Source organism: Streptomyces sp. 1331.2 (genome assembly GCF_900199205.1).
Classification (GTDB): domain Bacteria; phylum Actinomycetota; class Actinomycetes; order Streptomycetales; family Streptomycetaceae; genus Kitasatospora.
The window spans coordinates 7,066,429-7,085,631 of record NZ_OBMJ01000001.1; the positions used below are offsets into that span (position 1 = coordinate 7,066,429).

General features: G+C 73.1%; 20 protein-coding genes. 16 read left to right on the top strand and 4 right to left on the bottom strand.

The window, feature by feature from the left end; all coding sequences use genetic code 11:
• The first annotated feature begins 58 nt into the window (after positions 1-58).
• From CRP52_RS30655 to CRP52_RS30675, 5 genes are all read left to right on the top strand, one after another.
• Positions 59-1,507: an MFS transporter gene (locus CRP52_RS30655; RefSeq protein WP_097239354.1), complete on the top strand. Its 1,449-nt coding sequence runs from the start codon at positions 59-61 to the stop codon at positions 1,505-1,507.
• Positions 1,504-2,265, top strand: coding sequence for an SDR family NAD(P)-dependent oxidoreductase (locus CRP52_RS30660; protein ID WP_097239355.1), 762 nt, complete (start codon positions 1,504-1,506; stop codon positions 2,263-2,265). Before CRP52_RS30655 ends, CRP52_RS30660 begins: the two co-directional genes overlap by 4 nt.
• A 272-nt stretch (positions 2,266-2,537) precedes the next feature.
• Positions 2,538-3,572 (top strand): carbohydrate ABC transporter permease, encoded by a 1,035-nt coding sequence (locus CRP52_RS30665; RefSeq protein ID WP_257032933.1) that lies wholly within the window; start codon positions 2,538-2,540, stop codon positions 3,570-3,572.
• On the top strand, positions 3,569-4,471 hold the full coding sequence (locus CRP52_RS30670; protein WP_097239356.1) for a carbohydrate ABC transporter permease: 903 nt from the start codon (positions 3,569-3,571) through the stop codon (positions 4,469-4,471). Before CRP52_RS30665 ends, CRP52_RS30670 begins: the two co-directional genes overlap by 4 nt.
• 71 nt (positions 4,472-4,542) lie before the next feature.
• On the top strand, positions 4,543-5,940 hold the full coding sequence (locus tag CRP52_RS30675; RefSeq protein WP_218893137.1) for an ABC transporter substrate-binding protein: 1,398 nt from the start codon (positions 4,543-4,545) through the stop codon (positions 5,938-5,940).
• 67 nt (positions 5,941-6,007) lie between these two features.
• On the opposite strand, the gene CRP52_RS30680 is transcribed toward CRP52_RS30675, so the two are convergent.
• On the bottom strand, positions 6,008-6,286 hold the full coding sequence (locus CRP52_RS30680; protein ID WP_097239357.1) for a helix-turn-helix domain-containing protein: 279 nt from the start codon (positions 6,284-6,286) through the stop codon (positions 6,008-6,010).
• Positions 6,287-6,347: 61 nt separating this feature from the next.
• Positions 6,348-6,830, bottom strand: coding sequence for an LppU/SCO3897 family protein (locus CRP52_RS30685; RefSeq protein ID WP_097239358.1), 483 nt, complete (start codon positions 6,828-6,830; stop codon positions 6,348-6,350).
• A 214-nt stretch (positions 6,831-7,044) separates the two neighbouring features.
• Here CRP52_RS30685 and map point away from each other — a divergent pair, with 214 nt between their 5' ends.
• The 5 genes from map (at position 7,045) to CRP52_RS30710 (ending at position 13,997) form a co-directional block, all read left to right on the top strand.
• Positions 7,045-7,812, top strand: a complete 768-nt coding sequence (map, locus tag CRP52_RS30690) for a type I methionyl aminopeptidase (protein WP_097239359.1) — start codon at positions 7,045-7,047, stop codon at positions 7,810-7,812.
• Between the two features lie 173 nt (positions 7,813-7,985).
• On the top strand, positions 7,986-8,411 hold the full coding sequence (locus CRP52_RS30695) for an acyl-CoA thioesterase (RefSeq protein WP_097239360.1): 426 nt from the start codon (positions 7,986-7,988) through the stop codon (positions 8,409-8,411).
• Positions 8,412-8,549: 138 nt separating this feature from the next.
• On the top strand, positions 8,550-10,052 hold the full coding sequence (locus CRP52_RS30700; RefSeq protein ID WP_097240470.1) for an alpha/beta hydrolase: 1,503 nt from the start codon (positions 8,550-8,552) through the stop codon (positions 10,050-10,052).
• A gap of 239 nt (positions 10,053-10,291) precedes the next feature.
• On the top strand, positions 10,292-12,595 hold the full coding sequence (locus tag CRP52_RS30705) for a transglycosylase domain-containing protein (protein ID WP_097239361.1): 2,304 nt from the start codon (positions 10,292-10,294) through the stop codon (positions 12,593-12,595).
• 214 nt (positions 12,596-12,809) lie between these two features.
• The gene (locus CRP52_RS30710; RefSeq protein ID WP_097239362.1) at positions 12,810-13,997 is read left to right on the top strand and encodes a right-handed parallel beta-helix repeat-containing protein; all 1,188 of its coding nucleotides are present in this window, start codon (positions 12,810-12,812) and stop codon (positions 13,995-13,997) included.
• 86 nt (positions 13,998-14,083) lie between these two features.
• Here CRP52_RS30710 and CRP52_RS30715 read toward each other — a convergent pair whose 3' ends face one another.
• On the bottom strand, positions 14,084-14,683 hold the full coding sequence (locus tag CRP52_RS30715; protein WP_143685866.1) for a hypothetical protein: 600 nt from the start codon (positions 14,681-14,683) through the stop codon (positions 14,084-14,086).
• A gap of 19 nt (positions 14,684-14,702) precedes the next feature.
• Positions 14,703-15,251 (bottom strand): RBBP9/YdeN family alpha/beta hydrolase, encoded by a 549-nt coding sequence (locus CRP52_RS30720; RefSeq protein ID WP_097239364.1) that lies wholly within the window; start codon positions 15,249-15,251, stop codon positions 14,703-14,705.
• Positions 15,252-15,508: 257 nt separating this feature from the next.
• Here CRP52_RS30720 and CRP52_RS30725 point away from each other — a divergent pair, with 257 nt between their 5' ends.
• The 6 genes from CRP52_RS30725 (at position 15,509) to CRP52_RS30750 (ending at position 19,177) form a co-directional block, all read left to right on the top strand.
• Positions 15,509-16,075: a DJ-1/PfpI family protein gene (locus tag CRP52_RS30725; RefSeq protein WP_097239365.1), complete on the top strand. Its 567-nt coding sequence runs from the start codon at positions 15,509-15,511 to the stop codon at positions 16,073-16,075.
• A gap of 184 nt (positions 16,076-16,259) precedes the next feature.
• On the top strand, positions 16,260-17,555 hold the full coding sequence (locus CRP52_RS30730) for a serine hydrolase domain-containing protein (protein WP_143685867.1): 1,296 nt from the start codon (positions 16,260-16,262) through the stop codon (positions 17,553-17,555).
• Positions 17,556-17,604: 49 nt separating this feature from the next.
• A complete protein-coding gene (locus CRP52_RS30735) occupies positions 17,605-18,132 on the top strand; it encodes a gamma carbonic anhydrase family protein (RefSeq protein ID WP_097239367.1) in 528 nt (175 codons plus the stop codon).
• A 140-nt stretch (positions 18,133-18,272) separates the two neighbouring features.
• Complete coding sequence (locus tag CRP52_RS30740; RefSeq protein ID WP_097239368.1) at positions 18,273-18,518, top strand: DUF2277 domain-containing protein; 246 nt, start codon at positions 18,273-18,275, stop codon at positions 18,516-18,518.
• A 59-nt stretch (positions 18,519-18,577) separates the two neighbouring features.
• Entirely contained in the window at positions 18,578-18,814 is a 237-nt protein-coding gene (locus CRP52_RS30745; RefSeq protein WP_097239369.1) for a DUF6296 family protein, read from the top strand.
• A 60-nt stretch (positions 18,815-18,874) separates the two neighbouring features.
• Positions 18,875-19,177, top strand: coding sequence for a DUF427 domain-containing protein (locus tag CRP52_RS30750; RefSeq protein WP_097239370.1), 303 nt, complete (start codon positions 18,875-18,877; stop codon positions 19,175-19,177).
• Positions 19,178-19,203: the final 26 nt, after the last annotated feature.

The following is a 19,203-nucleotide window of genomic DNA, read 5'->3' on the forward strand; positions in this document are numbered from 1 at the left end:
TTGCATCGCTGTCGCGATTCTGTACCGAACGGTCATTATAAGGAGAGGGGGGCTTCTCATGAGCGTCACCACGGCGGGCCGGTCCGGCCGGTCCGGCTTCGCACTGCTGGGCGTCATCCAGGCGGTGCTGATCCTCACCATCACGATCCTCACCGTGCCGTTGCCGCTGGTGGCCCGGGAGTTCGGGCTCGGCCCGTCCGGCGTGCTGCTGCTGAGCGCCTCCTACGGACTCACCTTCAGCGCCCTGTTACTCCTCGGTGGCCGGCTGACCGACCGGCACGGCGGGCGCCGGACCCTGCGGGCGGGCCTCACCCTGCTCGCCGCCGCCTCGATCGCCTGCGCCCTCGCACCCGGCTACCCCGTCCTGCTCGCCGGCCGCCTCGTCCAGGGCGCCGGCGCCGCCCTCACCGCCCCGGCCGCGGTCGCCGTGGTCCGGGTGCTGTACCCCCGACCCGCCGCCTACCGCAGGGCGATGGCCACCTGGGGCGGACTCTCGGTGCTCGGCGCCACCGTCGGCAGCGTGCTGTCGGGTGCGGTCGCCGCCGCGGTGTCCTGGCGCTGGCTGTTCGCGGTGCCCGTCCTGGTCGCCCTCGCCGGCCTCGCCCGCTCCGGCGCCCTGCCCGCCGCCGAGCCCTCCGGCCGCCGCCCGGCCCCGGACCTGCTCGGCGCGGCCCTCGCCACCGCCGGTGTCTGCGCGGCGAGTTACGGCCTGGTCGGGTCCACCGACCGCGGCTGGGCCGACCCCGGGACGTACGGACCGCTGCTCGCCGGACTGGCCCTGCTGCTCGCCTTCGCCGCCGCCGAACGCCGCGCCACCGACCCGCTGCTGCCACCCGGCTTCCTCGCCGACCGGCACCGTGCCACCGCGCTCGTCGCCGTCATGACCACCGCCGCCGGCACCGCGCTGACCTTCGTCCTGCTCTCGCTCTACCTCCAGCAGGTGCGCGGCTGGAGCGCCGCCGCCACCTCCGCCGCCTTCCTGCCGTACGCGGCCGTCCTGCTGCTGTCCGGGCGCCTGTCCGGCCCGCTGACCGTCCGGTACGGGCCCGGGCCGGTCACCGCCGGCGGGCTCGCCGTGGCGGGCGCCGGAAGCGGCCTGCTGGCCGGCCTCACCCCCGACAGCGGGTACGCCCTCGGGCTGCTGCCCGGGCTGCTCCTGCTGCCCGCCGGAGCCGCCGCGGCCTTCGCCGGAGCGGCCGTCCTCGCCACCGGCGGGGTCGCCCCCGAACGGACCGGCCTGGCCGCCGGGGTGTTCAACACGGCCATGGAGCTCGGCCCCACCGCCGGACTGGCCGCCCTGATGGCGCTCGCCGCCACCCGCCCCACCATCGTCGGCGGCTACGCGGCGGCCTTCGCCGCTGCCGCCGCCGGGCTCGCGCTCACCGCCGTCGCGGTCGCCGCACTGCCCCGAACGACCACCACCGCACCAACGGGCACCACCACAGCCCCGGAACGCACCACCTCTGCACCAGAACGCACCACTCGAATCAAGGAGTTCAGCCCATGACCACGCGTTTCGCCGACAAGTCCGTCCTGGTCACCGGCGGCGGCAGCGGCATAGGCCGGGCCATCGCGCTCGCCTTCGCCCAGGAGGGTGCCCGGGTCGCGGTCGCCGGCCGCAGTGCCGCCCCGCTCGCCGAGACCGTCGAGCTGATCGAGCAGGCCGGCGGCAAGGCGGTCGCGCTGACCGGCGACGTGACGAACGGCCAGGATGCCGCCCGGCTGGTCCGCGAGACCGTCGAGGCCTTCGGCGGCCTGGACGTCGCCGTCAACAACGCCGGGGTGTTCGGTGCCGCCGGCCCGGTCGCCGAGATCGACGAGGCCGACTTCCAGCGGGTGTTCGACATCAACGTCACCGGCACCCTGCTCGCGATGAAGCACCAGATCGGCCACCTGCGGGCGAACGGCGGCGGCGCGATCGTCAACGTCTCCTCCAACCTCGGCGCCCACAAGCGGCTCGCGGGCGTCGGCGCCTACGCCGCCAGCAAGGCCGCCGTCACCGCGCTCACCCGGGCCGCCGCCCTCGACCACATCCGCGAGGGCGTGCGGATCAACACGGTGAGCCCAGGCCCGGTGGACACCCCCATGTCCACCCGCCCCGGCGAGAACGCCGCCGACAAGGCCGAGCGGATGAGGGCGGACCTCCCGGTCGGCCGGGCGGGCGCGGTCGAGGAGATCGCCGCCGCCGTCCTCTACCTCGCCTCCTCCGAGGCGGCCTTCACCGTCGGCGCCGACCTGGTCCTGGACGGCGGCGTCACCGCCTGACCACCGGGCACCGCCTGACCACTGGATACCGCCTGACCACCAGGTAGCTGACCGCCGGCCGTCACCTGACGACCCGCCGAAACCTTGCGCACGCCCCGTTCCGCCGTCCGGGCATGCGCAAGGTTTCGGCCATTTGCGGCCCGGATGCCGAATTCCGTTTCGTCCACCCGCGCACCGTACGGCCCCCTGCCGACGGCGCGGCGACCGCCCGGGCCCGGCAGGGAGCCCGGCCGGGCACGATCGGCCGGATCTGACGCGAACGCGTAATCCCGGTGACACCCGCCGATCACCCCGGGGTTCCCATCGCGTCGTGTGGGCAAGACACGGTTTCGGCCGGAACCGACATCACGAAAGGCGGACGCGCACCCCATGCCGACCGCACCGCACGCCGGGCCCCGGGTGGGCCCCGCCCACCAGCACCCCGGCGGGGCCGCTGGGGCGAACACGGGCTCGCCTGGGCCTTCCTGCTGCCCTCCCTGGCGGTCTTCGTCCTCTTCATCGGCTACCCGCTGGGGCGGACGATCTACCTGAGCGGACACGCCAACGACCTCTTCGGCGCGCCCTCCCGCTACGTCGGGTTCAAGCACTACACCGACCTGCTCACCTCGGCGGACTTCCGCCGAACCCTCGTCACCACGGCGCTGTTCACGCTGCTCACCGTGGTCCCCGGGGTGCTCGGTGCGCTGGCGCTGGTGCTGCTCCTGGAGAACCGGATCCGCGGCGTACGGCTGCTGCGCTCCGCCTTCGCGCTGCCGTTCGCGTTCTCCGTGGCCAGCGCCTCGGTGGTCTTCGCGGTGTTCTTCAACCCCGCCAGCGGGGTGCTCAACGGCCTGCTCTCGCACGTCGGCCTCGGCCCGGTCGGCTGGCTGACCGACTCCCACTACGCGCTGGTCTCGGTGGCCGTCACCACGGTCTGGATGAACCTCGGCTACAACGTGCTGGTGCTCTCCGCCGGCATCGGGTCGATCCCGGGGGAGATCGTCGAAGCGGCCCGCATCGACGGCGCGTCGGGCCTGCGGCTGGCCCGTTCGATCACCGTCCCGATGCTCGGCCCGAACCTGTTCTTCCTCACCGTGGTCTCCACCGTCCACGCGCTGCAGAGCTTCGGCCAGATCCACATCCTCACCAAGGGCGGGCCGGACGGCTCCACCCGGACCCTCGTCTACTCCGTCTACGAGAAGGCCTTCGCCTACGGCTCCAGCGACTTCGGCACCGCGAGCGCCCAGGCCGTGGTGCTGCTCGTGGTCGTCCTCGCCTGCACGGCCGTCCAGTTCGGCGTCCTGGAGCGGAAGGTGCACTACGCATGACCACGATCGCCACCGAAGCCGAGGCGCCCGAGGCGTCGAAAGCACCCCGCCCGCGCACCCGCGCCCTCGCCGGGCGCTCCCCGCGGGACCTGCTCGGCCGCGCCGCCGTCTACCTGCTGCTCGCCGTCGCCCTCGTCACCGTCGCCTTCCCGGTGTACTACGCGGTCGCCGGCGCCTTCATGGGCCCGTCCGAACTCTCCTCCTACCCACCCGCGTTGGTGCCGCACACGGTCACCGGCCGGAACTTCTCCGGCGCCGTGGACGCGATCCCGCTGGCCCGCCAGTACGCCAACTCGGCGATCACGGCCACCGCCATCACCCTCGCCCAGCTGTTCACCTCGGTCCTCGCCGCGTACGCCTTCGTCTTCCTGCCGCTGAAGGCGCGGGCCGCGGTGTTCGGGGTGTTCCTGGCGACGCTGATGGTCCCGTGGGAGGCGATCATCATCCCCAACTACCTGACGCTGTCCGGCTGGGGGCTCGGCAACACCTACTTCGGCCTGGTGCTGCCCTTCCTCGCCTCCGGCTTCGGCACCTTCATGCTGCGCCAGGCCTTCCGTCAGCTGCCCGGCGAACTGCGCGACGCCGCCCGGATCGACGGCGCCGGCCACTGGCGCTTCCTGTGGCGGATCGTCGTCCCGCTGAACAAGCCGGCGCTGGCGGCGCTGTCGATCTACGTCTTCCTGTCCGCCTGGAACCAGTACTTCTGGCCGCTGATCATCACTCGCACGGCGAACATGCAGACCCTGCAGATCGGTCTCACCTCGCTGCGCGATTCGGAGATGGCCGACCCGGGGCTGATCCTGGCCGGTGTCGTGCTCTCCCTGCTGCCCACCCTCGCCCTGGTGGTCTTCGGCCAGCGGTTCATCGTCCGCGGCCTGACCGCGGGCGCCGTCCGCTGACCGCTCACCGCGGGCGCCGTCCGCTGACCCGCTCCCCCCGGCCCGTCCCTCCCCACAGAGAGAGAACCCTCGTGAAGAAGAGTGCACGCGCGCTCGCGGCCCTGCTGGTGGCCGGCCTGACTCTGACCGCCTGCAGCTCCTCCGGTGACTCCGGTTCGGCCTCCGGTGGCTCCTCCGACGCCGCTGCGCCCGGCGCCCAGGCGCTCGACCAGGCCTCGGGCGTGACCGGTGTCGAGTTCTGGCACTCGATGACCGGCAAGAACGCCGAGGTGCTGACCGGGCTGGTCGACCAGTTCAACGCCGCGCACCAGGGCAAGATCGAGGTCAAGGCGCAGTTCCAGGGCAAGTACGACGAGCTGGTGACCAAGTACAAGGCGGCGGTGCAGCAGAAGGGCACCCCCGCGCTGGTCCAGGTCTACGACATCGGCACCCGGTTCATGATCGACTCCAGGCAGACCGTCCCGGCGCAGGCCTTCGCCGACAAGGACGGCTACCCGCTGGACGACCTGGACGCCAACATCCGCAACTACTACTCGGTCGGCGGCAAGCTCCAGTCGATGCCGTTCAACTCCTCGATGCCGCTGCTCTACCTGAACACCGACGCCTTCAAGGAGGCCGGCCTCGACCCGGCCCAGCCGCCCAAGGACCTCAACGAGCTGGGCGAGCTGGCGAAGAAGCTGACGAAGAAGGACGCCGACGGCAAGACCGTCCGGTACGGCTTCGGCGCCGCCATCTACGGCTGGTTCGTCGAGCAGCTGCTGGCCGAGTCCGGCACGATGTACTGCGACAACGACAACGGCCGCAGCAACAAGGCGGGCAAGGTCGTGTTCGACTCCGCCCAGGGCGCGCAGATCGTCCAGTGGTGGGCCGACCTGGTCAAGGGCGGCTACGCGGCCAACACCGGCCGCACCACCGACGACGCCCAGGCCGCTTTCAAGGCCGGCACGGTCGCCATGCACCTGGAGTCCACCGGCGTGCTGCGCGGCTACACCGAGGCCGCGAAGTTCGGCGTCGGCACCGCGGCCTTCCCGAAGGTCACCGCCGCCGACCAGGGCGGCCCGGTGATCGGCGGCGCCTCGCTGTGGATCAGCGGCCCCGGCCACTCCGACGCCGAGAAGCGTGCCGCCTGGGAGTTCGAGAAGTTCGTGACGGCGCCCGAGCAGCAGGCCGCCTGGCACACCGGCACCGGCTACTTCCCGGTCAACCGGAAGTCCCTGGACGACCCCAAGGACAAGGAGTGGGTGGCCAAGTACCCGCAGTTCCAGACCGCGATCGACCAGCTGAAGGCCACCAAGCCCACTTCGGCCACGGCCGGCTGCCTGCTCGGCGTGATGCCGCAGGCCCGCAAGGGCGTGGAGACCGCGATCGAGCAGACCATCGCGGGCGGCAAGACGGCCCAGCAGGCGCTGGCCGACGCGGCCAAGGAACTGCAGCCGGCGATCGAGAACTACAACAGCTCGGTCGGCTGACCCGCCGGACCCCTGGTCAGGCCGACGGCCCGCCCCGCGCCGCGTGCGCAGGGCGGGCCGTCGCCCGTCAAGCCGAGAGTGCTGCGCCGTGCTCGCCGTCCTCCGGCAGCGCACAGGCGCCGGCCAGCTCGTCCAGGGAGAGGTCCAGCGCGAAGGCCAGCGCCGCGATGGTGAAGAAGGACGGCGTCGGCGCCCGGCCCGTCTCGATCTTGCGCAGCGTCTCCGCCGAGACACCGGCCACCGCCGCCACCTCGACCATGCTGCGCTCACCACGCGCCTCGCGCAGCAGCGCCCCGAAGCGCTCCCCACGCTCGCGCTCCCACGGGGTCAGCGGAGTCCTCACCATGGGGTCGAGTCTAGGGCCTGCCCGGCAAGATCCGCCGGACAGGCCCCAGGGCCTCGTCTCTCTACAGCGCGGGCCAGCTGGGCAGCGGGGCCGGGCCGCCGGGCCGGTCGGCGTTGAGGGCCAGGCAGAGGACGACGATGGTGCTGCGGCGCTCCTCGCTGTAGGAGCCGAAGACCTCCTCCGGCTCCGAGTCGCACGCGTGCTTGGCGTCGCCGTCGTGGACGACCTTGGTGACCTTGAAGTCGGCGGTGGCCTTGGTGCAGTCCACGATCTCCATCTTCGGCTTGGACCCGCCGCCGCCGAGGTCGTGCACGCAGTCACCGGCCTTCGCGGCCTCCGGGTCGGACTTGCCGGCCATCCCGGCGACGACCAGGCCGCCGATGATCAGCGCGACCAGCAGGAGCGGCCCTCCGACGCGGCGGCCGATCCGGCGGAGCCGCGAGGGCTCGGCGGGGGCGGGTCGTCCGGCACCCCAGGGCTCCTGGGCGAGCGGTTCGGCAGGGGTCGGGGTTTCGTCGACGGGGGCGGTCGGCGGGGTCGTCACGTGGATTCCTTGCAGTCAGATCATCAGCTTGCGCCGCCGAACACTAGCGGATCGCGAGCCGACCGAGCGCCACATATTCCCTGGTCGGCAGCGTGCGGCCGCCGCGTCCCTCCCCGAAGGTGACCCTTCGCCGGTCCTGCCGGATGGTGATTTAACACCATCGACCGTGATACAAATACCGGTATAAGAATTGGATCCAGGGGAGTGATTGACCATGGTCGAACTCAAGTCGGACGCCGCCCTCGACGCGATGCGCGAAGCCGGGCGGGTGGTGGCCGACGCGCTGGCCGCTGCGGAGGAGGCGGCGGCCGTCGGAGTCAGCCTGCTAGAGCTGGACGAGGTGGCGCGGGGCGTGCTGACGGCGGCCGGGGCGGGATCGCCGTTCCTCGGCTACCGGCCGTCCTTCGCGCCCGTCCCGTTCCCCGCCGTCATCTGCGCCTCCGTCAACGACGCCGTCGTGCACGGCATCCCGGACGGCTACCGGCTGCGCGACGGTGACCTGGTGAGCATCGACTGCGGTGCGGTCCTGGACGGTTGGGCCGGTGACGCCGCCGTCAGCTTCACCGTCGGCACCGCCCGCCCCGAGGACACCGCCCTGATCGAGGACGCCCGGCGCGCCCTGGAGGCCGGCATCGCCGCCGCCGTGGTCGGCAACCGGATCGGCGACATCGCTCACGCCATCGGCACCGTCGCCCGCGCCGGGCGCTACGGCATGCCGGAAGGCTACGGCGGGCACGGCATCGGCCGCAGCATGCACGAGGACCCGCACGTGCCCAACGAGGGCCGCCCGGGCCGGGGTTACCCGCTGCGCCCGGGCCTGGTGCTGGCCATCGAGCCGATGCTGATCGCCGGCGGCCGGGACCAGTACCGCACCGACCCGGACGGCTGGACCCTGCGCACCAGTGACGGCAGCCGGGCCGCGCACGTCGAGCACACGGTGGCCATCACCGAGGACGGCCCCCGCATCCTCACCCTCCGCTGAACGTCCCGTCGCCCGATCCGGGGATCGAAGGCGCCGCTGCCGGCCGCACTGCCGGAGCGACGTCGTGCAGTGACGTCCCGCAGTGACGTCCCGCAGCGACGCATCGGGGTGACGTCCCGGGGGTGACGCAGGACACGAGGTGGCGCCCCGCCGCCCGGAGTACCGTGCGGGGCATGAACGATCAGGACTTCACCACCCGCATCACCGTCCGCGGGTACGAGACCGACACGCAGGGCCACCTCAACCAGGCCGTCTACCTCCAGTACGCCGAGCACGCCCGCTGGGAGTACCTGCAGGCGGCCGGGATCCGCCAGGCCGACCTGGTCGCGAAGGGCGTGGGCCCGGTCGTCCTGGAGACCACGGTCAAGTACCTGCGGGAGCTGCGCGCGGGCGACTCGGTGGACGTCAGCTGCTCGTTCGCCTGGCGCGACGGCAAGACCTTCCAGGTGGTGCAGCGGCTGGTCCGCGAGGATGGCGTGCTGGCCGCCGAGATCACCGGGGTCGGCGGCATCCTCGACCTGGCCGAACGCCGGCTGGTCGCCGACCCGCGCGAGCCGCTGCGCGCCCTCGCCTCCGACCCGGCCGTGCTCGGCCTCTGACGTCCCGTCCGGACGCTCCCACCCGCCGGAGGCCGCACCCGGATGCGGCCTCCACCCGGTGGGCGGGGGATTACCCCACCCCCGACCGGCCTGCTGCCCGGATGGGTCCAAGTCCCCTGCCCCAGCAGACTCTTGGGCATGCCGAAGAACACGATCACCGCAGCCGCCGCCACCGCGGCCGCCGCCCTCGCCGTCACCGCGCTGACCGCTCTGCCTGCCGCCGCCGACGCACCGAACCCGGCCAAGGACCGCCTCGCCTGGTCCGCCTGCGAGGGGAAGGCCGACCCGCGCCAACAGTGCGCCACCGTCACCGTCCCGCTGGACTACCGCGACCCGCACGGCGAGCAGATCACGCTCGCGATCTCCCGCATCCCCGCCGCGAAGCCGAGCCTGCGCCACGGCGTCCTGCTCACCATCCCCGGCGGACCGGGCGGTTCCGGCCTGGACATCCCCGGCAACGCCGCCAAGCGCCTCCCGCAGTCCGTGCTCGACCGCTTCGACCTGGTCGGCTTCGACCCGCGGGGCGTCGGCCGCTCCACCCCGGTCAGCTGCGAGCTCGACCGCTCCGACCTGGCGATGGTCAAGCTGCGCCCCTGGCCGGCCGCCGACGGCTCGATCGACGGGAACCTCGCCTACGAGCACCGCATCGCCGAGACCTGCGCCCGCAACGGCGGCCCGGTGCTGCGCAGCATCTCCACCGCCAACGAGGCCCGCGACATCGACAGCCTCCGCCGGGCCCTCGGCGAGCGCCGCCTCTCCGCCTGGGGCACCTCGTACGGGACCTACGCAGGCGCCGTCTACGCCACCATGTTCCCCGAGCGGACCGACCGGATCGTGCTGGACAGCAACGACAACCCGGACCCGACCCGGGTGGAGCGCAACTGGCTCGCCGCCTTCGGCCAGGGCGTCGAGGACCGGTTCCCCGACTTCGCCACGTGGGCCTCCGCGCCCGGCAATCCGGACCGGGTCGCGGACACCCCCGAGGAGGTCCGCCCGCTCTTCCTCGACCTCGCCACCCGCCTCGACCGCACGCCGCTGCCCTGGCCGGGCGCCGATCCGGCCGAGCTGAACGGCAACGTGCTGCGCGAGACCATGCTGCAGAGCCTGTACGCGGACGCCAAGTTCCCCGACCTGGCCCGGCTGATGCTGGCGGGCCTCGGCCGCCGCCCGCTGCCCGCCCCGGCGGCGCTGCCCGAGCAGGCCGTGCCGGCCGTGCAGAACACCGTCGCGGTCTCGGTCGGCACCCTGTGCAACGACGTCACGTGGCCCGCCGACCCGGCCGGGTACGCCAAGGACGTCGCCGCCGACCGGGCCGCCCACCCGCTCACCGCGGGCATGCCGGTGAACGTGATGCCCTGCGCCTTCTGGCCGTTCGCGCCCGCCGAGCCGGCCGTGCCGGTGACCGACCGCGGCCCGGCGAACGTCCTGCTGGCCCAGAACCTGCGGGACGTCGCCACCCCGTACCGGGGCGCGCTCAAGCTGCGCGCCGCGTTCGGGGACCGGGCCCGGATGGTGACGGTGGACTCCGGCGGCCACGACGTCTACCGCGCCAACGGGAACGCCTGCGGCGACGCGGTGGTGACGGACTACCTGGTCACCGGTCGGCGCCCGGCCCAGGACGTCTTCTGCCCGGCGGAGTGAGCGCCCGCTGAGCGTTCTCCGAGTACCGGCGAGGAGTACCGGTTCGGAGTACCGGTGAGGAGTGCCGGCCGGGGGCGCCACCCGGCACGCGGGGGCAACAGGCCGTGGACGAACGGCCCTTGCTCCTGCGTGCACGTCCGTTCGACCCTCGTGAATGAGTCGAATCTGTCGCGATTTTGTGACAATCCTTCGCCAACACCCGCCCCACGCAGGGTGTTCACGGCCGTAATGTTCGATCTATGTCACCGAAGAGCCGCATACCCGCCCCGGATCCGGGCGACACCTGGGTGCCCCGCCCGAGGCGCCGTGAGACTCCGCTCGGATTGCTGGGCCACGCGGCCAAGTTCCTCGGTGCCAGCGTGCTCGGCGGGGTCCTGTTGGCGGGCGTGGTCCTCCCGGCGGCCGGCGCGGTCGGGCTCGGCGCCAAGAGCGGCGCCGAGGGCTTCGAGAACATCCCCGACGACTTCAAGACCCCGCCGCTCACCCAGGCCACCCAGATCTTCGACGCCAAGGGCGGCCTGATCGCCAAGGTCTACGAGCGCGACCGCACCGTCCTCACCGCCGAGCAGATGTCCCCGCTGATCCGCCAGGCGCAGGTGGACATCGAGGACGCCCGCTTCTACGAGCACGGCGCCGTCGACCTCAAGGGCATCCTGCGGGCCATCACCAAGAACGCCGAGAGCGGCGCCACCGTGCAGGGCGCCTCCACCCTGACCCAGCAGTACGTCAAGAACGTCAACGTGGAGAAGGCCGGCGACGACCCGGAGGCGGTGCGCGAGGCGCAGCGCAAGACGCTCGGCCGCAAGATCCAGGAACTCCGGTACGCCATCAAGCTGGAGGAGGACCTGACCAAGGAGCAGATCCTCACCAACTACCTCAACATCACCTTCTACGGCCACCAGGCCTACGGCATCCAGGCCGCCTCCCAGCGCTACTTCAGCAAGGACGCCAAGGACCTCACCCTGCCCGAGGCGGCGATGCTCGCCGGGCTGGTGCAGAACCCGTCGCAGTACGACCCGAAGCTGCACCCGGTGGCCGCGCAGAAGCGCCGCGACACCGTCCTCGACAAGATGGTGGAGAGCAAGCACATCACCGCGGCGCAGGCCAAGGAGGCCAAGGCCGCCCCGCTTGGCCTCAACTACCGGGACCCGCAGAACGGTTGCATCACCGCCAAGGCCGGCATGGGCTTCTTCTGCGACTACGTGCGGCACGTGGTCAAGCAGGACCCGGCCTTCGGCAAGAGCGCGGCCGAGCGCAAGAAGCTGTGGGACACCGGCGGCCTGAACATCTACACCACCCTGGACCCGGACAAGCAGGCCGCCGCCCAGAACGCCGTCTCCACCCAGGTGTTCGTCACCGACCCGGTCTCCGCGGCGATGACGATGGTCGAGCCCGGCACCGGCAACATCCTGGCGATGGCGCAGACCCGCCCGTACGGCCTGGCCAAGGAGAAGAACGAGACCGTCGTCAACTACAACGTGGACGCGGCGATGGGGGGTGGCATCGGCTTCCAGCCCGGCTCCAACTTCAAGCCGATCGTGGCCGCCGCCGCCCTGGAGGCCGGCCTGCCGTCCACCCAGCGCTACGACTCGCCCAACCGCATGGACTGGCCGACGATGAAGACCTGCGACGGCACCTGGAAGAACCTCAGCAAGGGCAAGACGGGCGGGACGATCCCCAACGAGTCCGAGAAGGAGAAGGGCCCGTACGAGCTCAAGCAGGCGATGGCGCTCTCCGTGAACACCTACTTCGTGCAGATGGAGCAGGAGATCGGGCTCTGCGCGGTCAAGCAGATGGCCGACAAGCTGGGCGTGGCCGGCAAGGCGGACGGCTCGCCGCTGCAGGAGGTGCCCGCGCTCGGCCTCGGCACCCAGGAGGTCAGCCCGCTGACCATGGCCAACGTGTACGCGACCTTCGCCGCCCGCGGGACCTACTGCGCGCCGGTGGCGATCAGCCGGATCAGCACGGTGGACGGCAAGGACGTGCCGGTGCCGCCGGCCCGGTGCAGCCAGGCGATGTCCGAGGACACCGCCGACGTGATCAACACCGTGCTGCTCGGGGTGACCGAGAAGGGCGGCACCGCGCGCGACCTCGGCCTGGACGACCGCCGCCAGATCGCGGGCAAGACCGGTACCACGGACGAGAAGAAGTCGGCCTGGTTCACCGGCTACACGGGCAACCTGGCCGGCTCGGTCTGGCTCGGCAGCCCGGGCACCAAGGTGCCGATGCGCAACATCCGGATCGGCGGCAAGTACCAGGCCGAGGTGTTCGGCGCGACCGGCCCGGGGCCGATCTGGCAGCAGGCGATGAGCGACGCCGTCCGGGACCTGCCGGAGAAGGACTTCGCCACCGTCTACATCCCGGACCCGCCCAAGCGCGACCCCAACTGCACCACCGCCGGCGGCTCCCCGAGCTCGGTCACCTGCACCGGCGCCCCGGCCACGGGCGGCCCGGGCACCAACGGGAACACCGGCCGGCCGCGCGGCACCGACGCCACCGGCCGCTCCGCTCCCTCCACCCCGGCGGACCCCGAGGACCAGTGAGCCCGGGGGACCGGTGAACTCCTCCTGACGGCCCCGCCCGAGTACCCGTACTCGCGCGGGGCCGCACCCGTCTGCGCGCCCCCCTGATCGGTGCGAGCACCCGGCCGGAGCGTCACCCGATCGGTGCGCCGCCCGATGGAGCCACGAGATGGCTGCCCCCGAGACCCCGACCTAGCGTGGGGCGGAGCCCGCCCCTCGCAGATTGGGAGCCCCTATGAACCGGTCGGCCAGAGCCAGGACGCGCTGCGTCCTCGCCTGCCTGGCAGTCCTCGCCGCCCTGGGCGCCATGACCCTGGGCCCCGTGGCGGGAGCGGCGACCGCCGCTCCCGCCTCCCCGACGCTGCTGGTTCTCCGTGACTTCCCGACGATCCAGGCCGCCGTGGACGCGGCCGCCTCCGGCAGCACCGTCGTCGTCCAGGGCGGCACGTACACCGAGCAGGTGGTCGTCAGCGGCAAGGACCTCGAACTCGTGGGTGCCGACGCGCCGACCGTCAAGGCGCCGGCGACGCTCACCACCTTCGGCACCAACACCCGCACCGGCCAGCCGGTGGGCGCCGTCGTGCGGGTCGCCCACGGCGCACACGTACGGATGGTCGGCTTCACCGTGTCCGGGCCGATCCCCTGCGGTCCCGAGGTCGGCGGCATCACCGCGCTGCAGGCCGCCACCCTCGACCTCGCGGACGTCCGGGTCACGGACATGCAGCCCCCTCCGTCCTGCCCCGCCGACCAGGCGGGCGGCCGGGGCGTCGTCTACGGCCTGCCGCCGTTCGTCCAGGTCGAGGGCGCCGAGGGCAGCACCGCCTTCGGCCGGGTGAGCGGGGTCCGGATCGCCCGCTACCAGTTCGACGGCATCAACCTGGCGGGCCCTCCAGGGGTCGTCCCGCCCACCCGGGTCACCGTGCTGGACAGTGAGATCACGGGCGGCGCACAGATCCCGGTCGAGCAGTTCGGCATCGCCATCGGGGAGGCGGTCGCGACGGTGACGGGCAACACGGTGGCCGACTCGGTCTGCACCGCCCCCGGTTGCGGCCCGGACCCGATCAACGACCTGCAGTCCGGCGGCATCTTCGCCGGCTTCACCCCGGCCGGCACCAGCATCACCGGTAACCACGTCTCCGGTGCGGACATCGGCATCTACCAGTTCGCCGCTCCGAACTGCTGCCGGATCACTGCGAACGTCCTCACCGACAACCGCCTCTTCGGCGTGGCTATCCAGGACGGCGACGGCGCGACCCATCACAACGTCATCACTGGCGGACAGGTCGGCATCGGCGTCATCGCCGACGCGGTCGACACCACGGGCACCCTGCACGGCGACGTGATCAGCCGGACGACCGTCGCACCCGTCCGCGAACTCCAGTGCTGCGGCTTCAGGGCGACCGCCGTCGTCAAACCGGACTGAGCCCCCGACAGCCGTGCACCCGCCGCGCGGGAAGTCGGCCCGGCCGACTTCCTGCGCGCGGCCACGCACCCGACACGCCTGCGGCCCTACCGGGCCTCGACCGGCTCGCCGCTGTCCTGGTCGAGGTTGAACACCCGCCGGTAGGAGTCCGTCACCACGGTGATCTGCTCCCGGCCGGTCCAACTCGCCTCCACCAGCCGCGCGTCGTCCGCGCCCCCGCCGATGTCCGCCAGCGACCAGCGCCGCGCCGACCAGCCCTCGCCGGTCTCCAGCAGCACCTGCCAGTGCTCGCCCGGCGCCGGCCCGGTGGCGTACGAGCGGTGCACCACCACCAGCGCCCGCTCGGTCCCGGCCGGTGCCGTCTCCCGGCTGCGGGTCTCGGCCGCCGCGACCTTGTGTGCGGCCAGCACCCCGAGCACGAACACCACCCCGGCGGTCACCGTGACCGTCCGGGTGGCCGTCCGCAGCGCCGCGGCGCGCAGGTCGCCCAGCCAGGCGGCCGCGATCAGCGCGCCCAGCGCCGCCCCCAGCAGCAGCTCCGGCCGGTTGAGCAGGTCGGCGACCACCATCCGCCCGCCCGAGCGGCTCTCCCACTGCCCCTCGGTGTACAGCAGGACGGCGGCCAGTCCGCAGGCCGCCAGCAGCCGGACCACGATGCGCCTGGTCCGTGACCTCCGCTTGTCCATCGTCCCCCCGTTCACGGTGTCACAGCTCGGCGAGCAGCTTGCGGCCCTCCGGCCAGTCGCCCAGTCCGGAAGCCGAGTTGAGGTGCCCGAAGGCACCCGGCTCGATGTAGCGGGAACCCCAGGCCGCGGCGAAGGCGCGGGCCCGCTCGGGGGAGACCCACGGGTCGTCGGTCGAGGAGACCACCACGGTCGGGAACGGGAACGGCTCCAGCGCCACCGGCCGGAAGTCCACCAGCTCCGGGACCTCGGCGGTGTCGATGTCGGCCGGGGCGACCAGCAGCGCGCCCCGCACGGCGGCGGTCCGCTCGGCGGGGGCGGTGGCCACCCACCGCGCGGCCGTGATGCAGCCCAGGCTGTGGGCGACCAGCACCACCTCGCCCTCGGCGGCGGCCGCCGCCACCGCCGCGTCCACCCGGGCCACCCAGTCCTCCCGCTCCGGGTGGTCCCAGTCCGCCTGCTCGACCCGGCGGAAGGTCTCCGGCTCGGCGGCCTCCCAGCGGGTCTGCCAGTGCTCGGGGCCCGAGTTCTCGTAGCCGGGGAGGACGAGGTAGGTGGTGCGGTCCGGCATGGGTTCCTCCGGGTGGCGGTAGGTCGTGGGCAGCAGGAGTCTAGGCCGCGCCCCGCCGGGAGCCGCAGCCGGGCGGGCTGCCCGGCGCACTCTCCGCGCAACCGGCGCGCGTGCCTCCATATGCGCCGCCGTACGCCCGGTGCGCCCTGTTGCCAACCGTGCGGCGGGTACGGGAGGTTGGACCGGGCCCCGGCCGGCCGCCAACGCCCGGCGCCCACAACGGACCTGAGGCTCGACCACGTGGAGGGATGTCGGCGATGACATCGAAGATCCTGCTCGTCACCGGGGACGCCGCCGAGTCGCTGGAGGTGTTCTACCCGTACCAGCGCTTGCGCGAGGAGGGCTACCAGGTCGACATCGCGGCCCCGACCAAGAAGCGCCTGCAGTTCGTGGTGCACGACTTCGTCGACGGCTACGACACCTACACCGAGAAGCCCGGCTACACCTGGCCCGCCGACCTCGCCCTCGCCGACGTCGACCCGGCCGACTACGTGGCCCTGGTCATCCCCGGCGGCCGCGCCCCCGAGTACCTGCGCAACGACCCGGACGTGCAGCGGATCGCGCAGCACTTCTTCGCCGCGGACAAGCCCGTCGCGCAGATCTGCCACGGCCCGCTGATCGCCGCCGCCGCCGGTGCCCTGGACGGCCGCCGCACCTCCGCCTACCCGGCGCTGGCCCCGGACATCAAGGCCGCCGGCGCCGAGTTCGTCGACGGCGAGGCCGTGGTGGACGGCGTGGTCGTCTCGGCCCGCGCGTGGCCCGACCACCCGGCGTGGCTGCGCGCCTTCATCGAGGTGTTGCGCAAGCACGCCCCGCTCGCCTGACCGGCCCTGCCCGATCCGACCCCCGGAGCCGTACCCCGAACCGTCTCGGGGTCCGGCTCCGGGGCGCGTCGGGGTCACGGACCGGCCGCAGGGTGGACGACCGCCCCCCGAAGGTCTGGCATGGTGTCAGGAGCTCGACCCCCGAGCCGAGTTGACCACCATCATCCCGACCCGGGAGGACGGCATGACCACCCCGACCACCCCGACCGCCGGGCCCCGCCGCCCGGTCCTGCGTGTCGCCGTCGCGGTCGCCGTGGCAGCGGGCCTGCTCTCCGCGCTCGCTCCGGCCGACCTCGCCGCCGCCGTCGCCCAGGGCGCCGACCGCCCGGCCGCCGCCGGCTGCGACGATCCCCGCGGCCGCACCGCCGTCCGCGTCGCCGCCCCCGACAGCCCCGGCAGCCGCGACGACTGGAAGGCCGCCGACGCCGCCCTGGCCGGGATGACCGACCCGGGCTACTCGACCTCCGCCCTCGCCGCCGTCCGCCAGGACGGCCGGCTGGTCTGGCGCAACGCCACCGGCGTCGCCGACCTCACCACCGGTGAGCCCGCCGACCCGCGCGGCACCTTCCGGATCGGCAGCGCCACCAAGACCTTCGTCTCCACCACGCTGCTCCAGCTCGTCGGCGAGCACCGGCTGGACCTCGACGACCGGCTGGAGTGCCTGCTGCCGGGCATCGTCCCGAACAGCACCGAGATCACCGTCCGGCAGCTGCTCGACCACACCAGCGGCGTCGCCGACTACACCCAGGACCCGGCCTTCGACGACCGGCGCCCGGAATGGCTCGACGGCGGTCGCTTCAGGCACTACGGCCTCAAGGACCTGGTCGACATCTCCCGCCGGTACCCGCCCGCGTTCCGGCCCGGCGCGGACTGGCAGTACTCCAACACCAACTACGTCCTGATCGGCATGATCATCGAGAAGCTCACCGGCCGCAGCTGGAACGAGGAGGTGACCCGCCGGATCATCCGCCCGCTCGGCCTGACCAGCACCTGGATGCCCGCCGACTCGCCCGTCGTCCCCGGCCCGCACGCCCACGGCTACGAGAAGACGGACACCGGCCCGGTCGACGTCACCCTGCTCAACCCCTCGATGGCGGGATCCTCCGGCGCCGGCATCTCCACCACCGCCGACCTGACCACCTTCCTCGCGGCCCTGCTCGGCGGCCGCCTGCTGCACCCGGCCGAACTCGCCGCCATGCAGCAGACCACCGACCACGGCGCGGGCCGGTACTACGGCCTCGGCCTCCAGCGGGTGGACACCCCCTGCGGCACCTTCTGGGGCCACGCCGGCGGTTTCCCCAGCTACGTCACGATGATGCTCGGCTCCGCGGACGGCAGGCGCCAGTTCGCCGGCAGCACCACCCTCTACGACGTACCGGACCAGCAGGCTGCCTACGCCGCCTGGACCGAGGTGATCACGACGGCACTGTGCGGCCCCCAGCCCGGGACGGCCGCGCCCGCGACCGACCCCCTACGCTGACCGGCGGGTCGCACGGGCGTGCGGCCGACCATCACCAGGAGGACGAGACATGGCAGAGCCGCTGATCGCCGCAGTCGGGGGCCGGGCGCCCGCCGTCGACCCGAGTGCCTTCGTCGCGCCGAACGCCGTGGTGGTGGGGGACGTGACCGTCGGCGCGGGCGCGAGCGTCTGGTACGGCGCGGTGCTCCGCGGGGACGCCGAGTCCATCAGCGTCGGCGCGGGCAGCAACATCCAGGACAACTGCACCCTGCACGCCGACCCCGGCTTCCCGCTGGTGGTCGGCGAGCGGATCTCGGTGGGCCACAACGCGGTGCTGCACGGCTGCACGGTCGAGGACGACGTGCTGGTGGGGATGAACGCCACCGTGCTGAACGGCGCCCTGATCGGCGCCGGCTCGCTGGTCGCGGCCGGCGCAGTGGTCCCGCAGGGCATGGTGGTCCCGCCCGGCTCGCTGGTCGCGGGCGTCCCGGCCAAGGTCCGCCGCGAGCTGAGCGAGGACGAACGCACGGGCATCAAGGCCAACGGCGAGGGCTACCAGCTGCTGGCCGGCGCCCACCGGGAGATCACCGGGAACTGACCGGGGTGGCGGGCCCCGGGGGAGCGCCCGGCGGACGAATTCGTTCGTCCGGCATCCTGATCCGGTCGGATTGCCGCCCCGTGAGGTCGGCGTGACGACCGGGGGTCGCCAGCGGGGCCTGCGCGCGCGAGACTGGGGGCATGTGCCGCAACATCAAGACGCTGCGACCGCCCGTCACGCCCGACGCCGACGAGGACGACTTCCACGCCGCCGCGTTGCAGTACGTCCGCAAGGTCTCCGGGTTCCGCGCCCCGGCGGCGCACAACCGGGAGGCCTTCGACCGGGCCGTGGACGCGATCGCCGAGGCCACCGCCCGGCTGCTCGGAGAGCTGGAGGTCCGCGGCTCGCACCCCCGGGCCGTCGAGGTCGTCGAGTCAGCCGGGTAGCGCCGTCGGACGCGGACAGCCGCCGTCGGACGCGGACAGCAGGGAGCAGGGAGCAGGAGATGAACCCCGCCAATCGTTACGCCCTCACCTTCCCCGGCACCCCCGGCACCCAGGCCCCGCAGGACGTCGTGGTGGTCACCCGGACCAGTGCGACCGGCCCCGGCGGCCACCCGGTGTACGAGGACGAGAGCGGCATCGTCCGCGCCGAGATCAGCGACTCCGGCGAGGTCCGGATGCTCGCCAGCGGCGGCCACCAGACCCCGCACCTGCCGGTCCACGCGCACCCGCTGCCCTGACGCACCGCTGCCCCGACGAACTGCTGGCCACGGCGCGCCCGCCTCGGGCACAATCTCCACATGATCACAGCGAGTTGGCAGGGCGTCGTCATCGCCGAGAGCGAGGACACCATCGTCGTCGAGGGCAACCACTACTTCCCGGTCGAGTCGGTCCGCGCGGAGTACCTGCGGCCCTCCGAGACGACCACGGTGTGCAGTTGGAAGGGCACCGCGGGCTACTACACCCTGGAGGTCGACGGGCAGACCAACCCGGACGCCGTCTGGTTCTACGCCGACCCGAAGCCCGAGGCCGAGCACGTGCGCGGCCGGGTGGCCTTCTGGCACGGGGTGGAGGTCACCGACTCGGCGGCGGTCACCGCGTAGCCCGCCGGCCCAGGGGGTACGTGATC

Bases quoted from the DNA above. Each gene is read 5' to 3' on its own strand.
- CRP52_RS30655 (WP_097239354.1), top strand. From the start codon at position 59: ATGAGCGTCACCACGGCGGGCCGGTCCGGCCGGTCCGGCTTCGCACTG.
- CRP52_RS30660 (WP_097239355.1), top strand. From the start codon at position 1,504: ATGACCACGCGTTTCGCCGACAAGTCCGTCCTGGTCACCGGCGGCGGC.
- CRP52_RS30670 (WP_097239356.1), top strand. From the start codon at position 3,569: ATGACCACGATCGCCACCGAAGCCGAGGCGCCCGAGGCGTCGAAAGCA.
- CRP52_RS30680 (WP_097239357.1), bottom strand. From the start codon at position 6,286: ATGGTGAGGACTCCGCTGACCCCGTGGGAGCGCGAGCGTGGGGAGCGC.
- map (WP_097239359.1), top strand. From the start codon at position 7,045: ATGGTCGAACTCAAGTCGGACGCCGCCCTCGACGCGATGCGCGAAGCC.
- CRP52_RS30695 (WP_097239360.1), top strand. From the start codon at position 7,986: ATGAACGATCAGGACTTCACCACCCGCATCACCGTCCGCGGGTACGAG.
- CRP52_RS30700 (WP_097240470.1), top strand. From the start codon at position 8,550: ATGCCGAAGAACACGATCACCGCAGCCGCCGCCACCGCGGCCGCCGCC.
- CRP52_RS30705 (WP_097239361.1), top strand. From the start codon at position 10,292: ATGTCACCGAAGAGCCGCATACCCGCCCCGGATCCGGGCGACACCTGG.
- CRP52_RS30710 (WP_097239362.1), top strand. From the start codon at position 12,810: ATGAACCGGTCGGCCAGAGCCAGGACGCGCTGCGTCCTCGCCTGCCTG.
- CRP52_RS30715 (WP_143685866.1), bottom strand. From the start codon at position 14,683: ATGGACAAGCGGAGGTCACGGACCAGGCGCATCGTGGTCCGGCTGCTG.
- CRP52_RS30720 (WP_097239364.1), bottom strand. From the start codon at position 15,251: ATGCCGGACCGCACCACCTACCTCGTCCTCCCCGGCTACGAGAACTCG.
- CRP52_RS30725 (WP_097239365.1), top strand. From the start codon at position 15,509: ATGACATCGAAGATCCTGCTCGTCACCGGGGACGCCGCCGAGTCGCTG.
- CRP52_RS30730 (WP_143685867.1), top strand. From the start codon at position 16,260: ATGACCACCCCGACCACCCCGACCGCCGGGCCCCGCCGCCCGGTCCTG.
- CRP52_RS30735 (WP_097239367.1), top strand. From the start codon at position 17,605: ATGGCAGAGCCGCTGATCGCCGCAGTCGGGGGCCGGGCGCCCGCCGTC.
- CRP52_RS30740 (WP_097239368.1), top strand. From the start codon at position 18,273: ATGTGCCGCAACATCAAGACGCTGCGACCGCCCGTCACGCCCGACGCC.
- CRP52_RS30745 (WP_097239369.1), top strand. From the start codon at position 18,578: ATGAACCCCGCCAATCGTTACGCCCTCACCTTCCCCGGCACCCCCGGC.
- CRP52_RS30750 (WP_097239370.1), top strand. From the start codon at position 18,875: ATGATCACAGCGAGTTGGCAGGGCGTCGTCATCGCCGAGAGCGAGGAC.